At 66.1% G+C, this 9,203-nt stretch carries 5 protein-coding genes and 1 tRNA gene; 3 read left to right on the forward strand and 3 right to left on the reverse strand.

The genetic code is table 11. From position 1 onward, the window contains the following. Nucleotides 1-154 precede the first annotated feature (154 nt). Entirely contained in the window at nucleotides 155-2,836 is a 2,682-nt protein-coding gene (gyrA, locus tag IT41_RS02490; protein ID WP_036738601.1) for a DNA gyrase subunit A, read from the forward strand. Between the two features lie 72 nt (nucleotides 2,837-2,908). Next, nucleotides 2,909-3,994 carry an AI-2E family transporter gene (locus IT41_RS02495; protein ID WP_052081237.1) on the forward strand — a complete coding sequence of 362 codons (1,086 nt, stop codon included), beginning with the start codon at nucleotides 2,909-2,911 and terminating at the stop codon, nucleotides 3,992-3,994. Between the two features lie 60 nt (nucleotides 3,995-4,054). On the opposite strand, the gene IT41_RS02500 is transcribed toward IT41_RS02495, so the two are convergent. The 3 genes from IT41_RS02500 to IT41_RS02510 form a co-directional block, all read right to left on the reverse strand. Continuing rightward, on the reverse strand, nucleotides 4,055-6,586 hold the full coding sequence (locus IT41_RS02500; protein ID WP_036738521.1) for a DUF3772 domain-containing protein: 2,532 nt from the start codon (nucleotides 6,584-6,586) through the stop codon (nucleotides 4,055-4,057). An 8-nt stretch (nucleotides 6,587-6,594) separates the two neighbouring features. After that, nucleotides 6,595-7,626: a cysteine synthase A gene (locus IT41_RS02505; RefSeq protein WP_036738522.1), complete on the reverse strand. Its 1,032-nt coding sequence runs from the start codon at nucleotides 7,624-7,626 to the stop codon at nucleotides 6,595-6,597. A gap of 94 nt (nucleotides 7,627-7,720) precedes the next feature. Further along, a complete protein-coding gene (locus IT41_RS02510; RefSeq protein ID WP_036738523.1) occupies nucleotides 7,721-8,830 on the reverse strand; it encodes an NUDIX domain-containing protein in 1,110 nt (369 codons plus the stop codon). Nucleotides 8,831-8,995: 165 nt separating this feature from the next. On the opposite strand from IT41_RS02510, the gene IT41_RS02515 reads away from it, so the two are divergent. Further along, nucleotides 8,996-9,085: transfer RNA gene (locus IT41_RS02515), tRNA-Ser, on the forward strand. Nucleotides 9,086-9,203 lie beyond the last annotated feature (118 nt).

The raw sequence follows: 9,203 nt of genomic DNA on the forward strand, positions 1-9,203 counted from the left end.
CGCCGCACCCCATCGAGATTGCACCTTCGGCTGGTATGGGATAGACCGCTGATCAACAAAATGTTGAGGCGACCCATTGGCTGACACACCCGGAAACGACGGCGACGAGACCCCGGAAGACGGCACCGAAAACGGCGGGCCGGAGCGCACCGTCATGGCCCATGACGGGCCGGTGATCGACATCTCGCACGAGATGCGTTCCTCCTATCTCGATTACGCCATGTCGGTGATCGTCAGCCGCGCGATCCCGGATCTGCGCGACGGGCTGAAGCCGGTGCACCGGCGCATCCTGTTCGCCATGCACGAGACCGGCAACACCTTCGACAAGCCCTATCGCAAATCGGCGCGCCCGGTGGGCGATGTGATGGGGAAATACCACCCCCATGGCGATGCCGCGATCTATGACGCCCTGGTGCGCATGGCGCAGGATTTTTCCATGTCGCTGCCGCTGCTGGACGGTCAGGGCAACTTCGGTTCCATGGACGGCGACAGCGCCGCCGCCATGCGCTATACCGAGGTGCGCATGGCCAAGGCCGCGAATTACCTGTTGATGGATATCGAAAAGGATACCGTCGATTTCCAGGACAATTACGACGGCAAGGACCGCGAGCCGACCGTGCTGCCGGCGCGGTTCCCGAACATGCTGGTCAATGGCGCGGGCGGCATCGCCGTCGGCATGGCGACCAATATCCCGCCCCATAACCTGGGCGAGGTGGTCGATGCCACACTGGCCCTGATCGAGAACCCCGACCTGCCGACCGAGCGGCTGATGGAGATCGTACCCGGACCCGATTTCCCCACCGGCGGCATCATTCTGGGGCGTTCCGGCGCCCGCAAGGCCTATCTCGAGGGGCGTGGCTCGATCGTCGTGCGCGCCAAGACCCGGATCGAGGAAGGGCGCAACGGCCGCCAGATGATCGTTCTGGACGAGATCCCCTATCAGGTGAACAAGGCCAGCCTGATCGAGAAGATCGCCGAGCTTGCCAAGGAAAAGCGCATCGAGGGCATCGCCCATGTGCAGGACGAATCCGACCGCCACGGCGTGCGCGTGGTGGTCGAGCTGAAACGCGACGCCACCGCCGAGGTGGTGCTGAACCAGCTGTTTCGCTTTACCCAGATGCAGACCAGTTTCGGCGCCAATATGCTGGCGCTGAACGGCGGCAAGCCCGAACAGCTGACGCTGCGCGACTTCCTGACCCATTTCATCACCTTCCGCGAGGAAGTCGTGGCGCGGCGCACCGCCTATGAATTGCTCAAGGCGCGCGAACGCGCGCATGTGCTCTGCGGTCTGGCCGTCGCGGTCAGCAATGTCGATGAGGTGGTGGCCACCATCCGCTCCTCGGCCGATGCCGCCGAGGCGCGCGAGCGGCTGATGACGCGGCGCTGGCCGGCCCATGACATCGTCGAATATCTGCGCCTGATCGACGATCCGCTGCATCCGGTGAACGAGGACGGCACCTATAACCTGTCGGAGACCCAGGCCCGCGCGATTCTGGACCTGCGCCTGCAGCGCCTGACCCAGATCGGCGTCAGGGAAGTCACCGACGAGCTGAAATCGCTGGCCGATTCGATCCGCGACTATCTGGCGATCCTTGCCTCGCGCGAACGGATCATGGCGATCATCTCGGACGAGCTGCGCGAGTCGCGCGAACTGTTCGCCGTGCCCCGCCGGACCGAGATCACCGACTGGGCCGGTGACATGGACGACGAGGACCTGATCGAGCGCGAGGACATGGTCGTCACCATCACCTCGGGCGGCTATATCAAGCGTACCGCGCTGGCCGAGTTCCGCTCGCAGCGCCGCGGCGGCAAGGGCCTGTCGGGGATGGCCACCAAGGAAGACGACGTGGTGACCACGCTCTTCGTCGCCAATACCCATACCGAGCTTCTGTTCTTCACCACCGATGGCATGGTCTACCGGCTCAAGACCTGGCGCCTGCCGCTGGGCGGGCGCACCTCCAAGGGCAAGGCGATCGTCAATATCCTGCCGATCCAGCAGGGCGTTTCCATCGCCGCGCTGATGCCGGTCGATGCCCCGCAAGAGGAATGGGACGATTATCAGGTGATCTTTGCCACCTCGCAGGGCGATGTGCGGCGCAATGCGCTGTCGGATTTCGCCAATGTCATGCGCAACGGCAAGATCGCGATGAAACTGCCCGAAGGGGTCGAACTGATCGGCGCCCGCATGGCGACCGAAGATGACGACGTGATGCTGGTCACCGATTCCGGCCGCGCGATCCGCTTTCCGACCACCGCCGTGCGGGTCTTCAAGGGCCGCGATTCGACCGGCGTGCGCGGCATCCGGCTGTCGAACGGCGACCGGGTCGTGTCGATGTCCGTGATCCGCCATTTCGAGGCGGACCCGGCCGAGCGCGCCGCCTATCTGAAGATGCGCCGCGCGGTCGAGGGCGCGCTGGACGATGGCGCCGAACCCGATGAGGATGACGAGAACGTCGCCGAGGCCGCGATCACCCAGGAACGCTATGCCGAGATGTCTGCGGCCGAGGATCTGATCCTGACCATCACCGCCAGGGGCGCCGGCAAGATCAGCTCCAGCCATGACTACCCGGTGCGCGGACGCGGCGGCCAGGGCGTCATGGCCATGGACCGGGCCATGCGCGGCGGGCCGCTGGTCGCCAGCTTCCCGGTGGAACGCGACGACCAGATCATGCTGGCCACCTCGACCGGGCAGTCGATCCGGGTGCCGATCGATGGCATCAGCTTCCGCTCGCGCAGCGCCGGCGGGGTGCGGGTGTTCAATACCTCGGCCGGCGAGGTCGTGGTTTCGGTTGCGCGGATTGCCGAGAATGGCGAAGATGAGGCCGAGGAGGCCTGATTTCCGGGCCTGACACGGCGGGGCGCGTCACGCGCCCGGCCCAAACCGCGCGGAAAGGCATGAGGAGCAGCCTTGCAATCGGGTGACTCGCAGCTGCGCGAACGGCTACAGACCGGCTTTCTGGGGGTCGTGGCCTTTGCCCTGATCCTGTTCATGCTGGTTCAGGCACGCTTCATCCTGATCTGTCTGGCCATCGCGGTCATCGTGTTCGCGCTGACCAGCGACGCGATCTCGGCCTTTGCCCGGCTCAAGGTGCCGAACTGGCTGGCGACGACGCTTGCCTTGTTCGCCATCGCCGTGGGGCTGCTATGGGCGGCAACGGCGGTGGTGGCGCAGATCAACGAGATCGTCTCGACCGCGATCCTCTATTCCGACCGCGCGCAGGAGGTGCTGCGCCGGCTGGCCGCCGATTTCAGCCCCGGCGCGCAGGAAACGCTGGCGACCTTTCTAAGCAATATCAATCTTGTCGGCTGGATGCGTTCGGCCGCCGGGCAGGCCTCGAACCTAATTTCGGGCGCCGTGCTCACCGTGACCTTCACCGCCTTCATGTTCGCCGAGCGCGCCTGGTTTCCGATCAAGGTCGAACGGCTGGCCGGCGACGAGGCCCGCGCGCGCCATGTGCTGGCGATCATCGGCTCGATCACCCGGCGGGTGAACCGTTACCTGTTGGTCAAGTCGGTGATCAGCCTGGTCACGGCGCTGCTGATCTGGTCGGTTTTCCGGGTCGCGGGGCTGGAACTGGCGGGCGCGATCGCCATGCTGACCTTCATTCTGAACTTCATTCCCACGATCGGCTCGATCATTGCCACGGTGATCGCGGTGATCCTGGTGCTGGCCCAGACCGGCGACCCGACGACGACACTGCTGATCGGCGGCGCCTGCACGATGGTGCAATTCCTGATCGGCAATATTCTGGACCCGCTTCTGCTGGGTCAGACATTGCGGCTGTCCTCCTTTGGGATCGTGCTGTCGCTGGCCTTCTGGGGCGCGATCTGGGGCATTGCCGGGATGTTCCTGGCGGTGCCGATCATGGTCGGGGCCATGATCGTCTGCGCCCATATCCCCTGGCTGCGCCCGATCGCCATCATGCTGTCCCATGAGGGCCTGCCCGACGAGGGCGAGAACGACGACGATCAGGGCTTTCGCGACGCGGCCTGACGCATCGCCACCGCCGCCCGCCGCGCAATCCCCGGCGGGCCGTTCCGGCGGCAGGCGGCGTCAGCGGTCGCCGTCCCCATCGCCGTCACTGTCGCCATCGTCCTCGTCATCGCCGCGATAGCCGCCTTCGGGCGCCTCGTTTCGGATCGAGGCACGCGGCAGTCCGGGCGGCGGATCGTCGCCCTGCGTCGCGGCGGCCGTGTCCCCGGCTGTGCCGGCGGCATCGCCCGCATCCCTGGCCAGGGCCAGCGCCTCGGGATTGCGCAGCCAGAGGTCGCGCTGAGCAAAGGGGATCTCGATGCCTTCGGCGGCAAAACGCTCGGCGATCTGGTGGTTGATCTCGGATGTCACGCCCAGCCCGCCATTGATGTCCGAAAGCATGGCGCGGATCTCGAAATCCATGCTGTCGGCGCCGAAGCCGCGAAACAGGATGAACGGCGCGGGGTTGATCAGAACCGTGGGCTGGTTCTCGGCGATCTCCATCAGGATCTTCGCCACCTTGCGGGTATCGCTGCCATAGGCCACGCCCACCGGCACGATGATCCGCCCGGTCAGGTTGCCGCGCGTCCAGTTGGTCACCGGCTGGGTGATCAGATCCGAGTTCGGGACGATGATCTCGTTGCGGTCAAAGGTCTGGATCTGGGTGGCGCGCACCGCCATCTTCTTGACGATGCCCTGCTTGCCGCCGACATCGATCCAGTCGCCCACCGCCACCGGCCGCTCGATCAGCAGGATGATGCCCGAGACGAAATTCGACACCACCTGCTGCATGCCGAAGCCGATGCCCACCGACAGCGCACCGGCGACGAAGGCCAGCGAGGTCAGGTCGATCCCGGCCGAGTTGATCGCCAGCATCGCGGCGAGGCCGATCCCGACATAGCCGATGATCGACACCACCGCGTTCTGCCCGCCCTTGTCCATCTGCGTCTTGGGCAGGATCGAGCTGCGAAAGGCGCCCTGCACGAAATGCGTCAGCCCGTAGCCGATGCCGAAGACCACCAGGAATGTCAGGATACCCATCGGCGACAACCGCACGCCGCCGAAGGAAAACCCCTCCTGCGCCCGGATCCAGGCCTCGGACAGGTCCATGAGGCGCGCGCCCCAGATCAGCGCGAACAGCGGGATCGAGGGCAGGATCACCAGAAAGCCGATCAGCACCGGGATCAGGGATTCGCGCGCCGACCCGTCGCGGACCGCCAGCATGTAGAGATCGGCGATGAAATCCTGCAGGATGACCAGGAAGCCGACCAGCGCCAGCGTCAGCACCGATGCCCAGAGGATCGCATTGGCCGCCGTCACATATCCGAAGGCCGCCGCGACCGGCGCGAGCAGCGCGACCGGCCGTCCGACCATCGCCAGCAGCACCATGATGCGGATGCGGTAATACTGTGTTTCCTGCCCTTCCTGACCTTCCGAGCGCTTGAGCCGGCGCAGGATATTGCACAGGGACATCAGATAGAACGCGCCCAGCAGGATCAGCAGGAAATGCCAGACCCCGGCCGAGGCGTCGCTGAGGGGTTCGGGGATGGCTCCGGCCATGCGCTCGCTGCCGCTGTTGAACCCGCCGAGCGGCAGGACCGAGCCGGTGAAAAGCTGGTGCAGCGCCAGCGCCGTGGCCAGCATTCTGGTGCGGAAACGCGCCTGACCGCGCTGCTTTTCGGTGAGCGGCAGGGGCGGGATGCCGACGAAACCGGCATCCGGGAACATCCTGCGGCCCAGCCAGATACCGCCGAACAGGCTGAGCGCCGCAAGGGGCACCGATAACAGGATCGGCCGGCCCCAGCTGGCGAACAGATCGGTGGCATAAAGCGCGCTCGCGGCCAGGATCACGCCGATCATCGGAATCGCGATCTGGCCCAGCGACACGCCAAAGATCAGCGCCGCGCGCGAATTCTCGCTGGCGCGCCCGGACAGCACCCCGGGCAGCGTATCGACCAGTCTGCGGCCCCGCGTCAGCAGCCACAGCGCCAGCAGCAGGAAGCCGGCGATAAAGGGCACATTGTCGCGCAGCCCGGTCAGGCCGCCATTGGCCTCCCAGCGGGTCCTGACTTCGTCATAGACATTGGCCGCGACATTGCCCGCCTCGGCAACCGCCGGCGCCCAACGCGCGGGATTGACCGGCGAAGGCGTCTTGCGCATCAGCGCATCGGCCTGCTGCGCGCGCAGCAACTGGTCGACCTGCTCGATGATGCCATTGGCGCGGCCCTGCGCCTCGACCGCCTTGAGCCCCGGCGCCTGCAGTTCGGCAAGCTGCTTGTTCAGTTCCTGACGGCGGGCGGCGACATCCTCGGCTTCGGTCTCGCCCTCCCCCGGCACCGGACCAAGGGCCGCGATCTGGTCCCTGAGCGTCGAGATGCGGGCCGAATTCACCCCCTCTTGCGACCTGAAGCGGTCGCGCCATTCGGTGACCACCGTCCGGATCGTGTCCAGCTGGGTGGAGTCGGCGCTGCCGGATGCAAGGGTCTGCTCGAACCGGTCGGCCAGGCGATCCCAGGCCTCGTAATCGGGCGCGGGCGGGGTCTGCGCGAATGTGGCAGTCGACAGCGCGAGAAACAGCGACAGGATCAGCGCGAGGAAGCGATAGGAAAACATGCGAGAGGTCAGTCCTCAAATACCTCGGGCAGATCGGCGGCGGCACGCGTCATCCATTGCGGCACCGGCAGCCCCTTGGCCCGCAGGAAGTCGGGGTTGAACAGCTTGGTCTGGTAGCGCGTCCCGTAATCGCACAACACGGTGACGATGGTATGGCCGGGGCCCATCTCGCGCGCCATGCGGACGGCGCCGGCGATATTGATCCCGGACGAGCCGCCAAGGCAAAGCCCCTCGTGCTCGAGCAGATCGAAGATCACCGGCAGCGCCTCGGCGTCCGGGATGCGCCAGGACATGTCGGGGGTGAACCCTTCCAGATTGGCGGTGATGCGCCCCTGCCCGATCCCCTCGGTGATCGAGGAGCCGGGGCTGTCGAATTCGCCGGTGGTATAGAAACTGTGCAGCGCCGCGCCCTCGGGATCGGCCAGCGCGATCTTGACCCCGCGGGGCTGCAGCGCCTCGGCGACCCCGGCCAGCGTCCCGCCCGAGCCCACTGCGCAGGCGAACCCGTCCACCTTGCCGCCGGTCTGTTCCCAGATTTCCGGCCCGGTGGTTTCGACATGCGCCTGACGGTTGGCGACATTGTCGAACTGGTTGGCCCAGATCGCCCCATTGGGTTCGGTCCTGGCCAGCTGCTCGGCCAGACGACCGGAATAGCGCACGTAATTGTTGGGATTCCTGTAGGGCGCGGCGGGCACCTCGACCAGTTCGGCCCCGGCAAGGCGCAGCATGTCCTTTTTTTCCTGGCTCTGCGTCTCGGGGATCACGATCACCGACCTGAATCCCATCGAGGCGCCGACCAGCGCCAGCCCGATGCCGGTATTGCCGGCCGTCCCCTCGACGATGGTGCCGCCGGGTTTCAGATCGCCCCGCGCCACCGCATCGCGGATGATGTAAAGCGCCGCGCGATCCTTGACCGACTGGCCGGGATTCATGAACTCGGCCTTGCCCAGAATCTCGCAGCCGGTTTCCTCGGAAGCGCGGTTGAGCCGGATCAGAGGGGTGTTTCCGATGGCAGAGGCAAGGTCGGGACAGATGCGCATGGCGGGGCCTTTCGGGGATGTTCATCCTGATCTACACGCCCCCGCACGCTGGCGGCAACCCCGGCATCGCGCCGGCGGCTTCGCGTTCAGGTGATCAACCGCTTGTTTCGGCGCATGGTTCCCCGCGAATTTTTAGGTGGCTGAGCTCCAGCCACAGCGCCAGCGACAGAAGCGGGCCGTTCCTGATCTCGCCGGTCATCGCCATGCGGGTCAGCTCGGCGCGCGGCAGGATAAAGGACCGGATGTCCTCCTCTTCGCTGTCCAGACCGCCGAACCCCGCCGCCGCATCCGGCAGATCGGCAAGGCCGACGTAAAGATAGAGGAACTCGGCCAGGATGCCGGGGCTGGGATAGTTGTGCGGGCCGGGGATCAGGCGGCGGATATGCAGGCCCGCCTCCTCCATGGCCTCGCGCAGGCCCGCCTCTTCGGGGGTTTCTCCGGGATCGACGCGGCCGGCCACGGTTTCGTGAAACCAGGGCTGGCAATCGCCCCGCGCCACCGGCGCCGCGCGAAGCTGGTCGATCAGCAGCACGCGGTCGCGAACCGGGTCATAGGGCAGCACCACCGTCGCATCCCCCGAGACAAAGACCGCGCGCAACATCCTGGGCGACCAGTCGCCCCGATGGCGGCGCTGGCGCAGCACCAGTTCCTCGACCGAGAAGAATTTCGCATAAGGCTCGTGGCACGACATGATCTGCAGGCGCTCCTGCCCCTCGGGGCCGATCTGCGGCAGATGCGCGGTATCGCGCTGCGCGCGGCGCCGGGCCGAAACCCAGGTGGCGATCATCGGCAAGCGCTCGCGGATATCGCTGGCCGGCCGGTCCTCGGGCAGGTTCAGGACCCATTCCGCCATGGCAAGGGCAAGTTCGGGACACCAGACGCCGGCGCCCGTTGCCTTGGCGCTGGCTATCGCCCCTGCCCCGTCCGCAAGCCGCGCGCCCAGCACCTCCTGCCCGGCAAGAGCCAGAGGGCGCAGGCCGAATATCTCGGCATAGCGGCGCAAGGCGGGCGTCCAGCCCGTGTCCCATGCCGCAATCTTGCCATCGCCCGGCTGTATCACCGGCCAGTGATCGGCATCGACACCGGCAAGCGGCCTGCCCGGCGCGTCCACCAGATGCCAGCCCGTCAACGGCTCGGCCGGGCGTGCACCGGGCGCAAGACGATCGCGCAGGGTCGGATGGGCCAGAACGCCGATCAGCAGCATGACCGCCCCCCTTGGGGCGCCGCAGAAGAGCGGCAGGGATATGAGTTTTGCGGCATCTTCGCACCTGCGTCAAAGGAACGGATGAAGGTTTAACGGTTTTTTCGCGCGAAGCCCCTTGCGCTTCAACCCCGCCCCGTCTAAATCCCCGCCACCACCCGAAAGCGCGGAGAGGTGCCGGAGTGGTCGAACGGGGCGGTCTCGAAAACCGTTGAGCCTTCACGGGTTCCGTGGGTTCGAATCCCACCCTCTCCGCCAATTTTCCCGCGATTTTCGAGCATAACGCATTTATTTTGCTGTTATTCACTTCCGGCATCCTGCTGGCATGGTGGGAATTGGCTTGTATTGGTGCACATATTGGGTGACAAATTGGTGC

The organism is Paracoccus halophilus (assembly GCF_000763905.1).
GTDB classification, from domain to species: Bacteria; Pseudomonadota; Alphaproteobacteria; order Rhodobacterales; family Rhodobacteraceae; genus Paracoccus; species Paracoccus halophilus.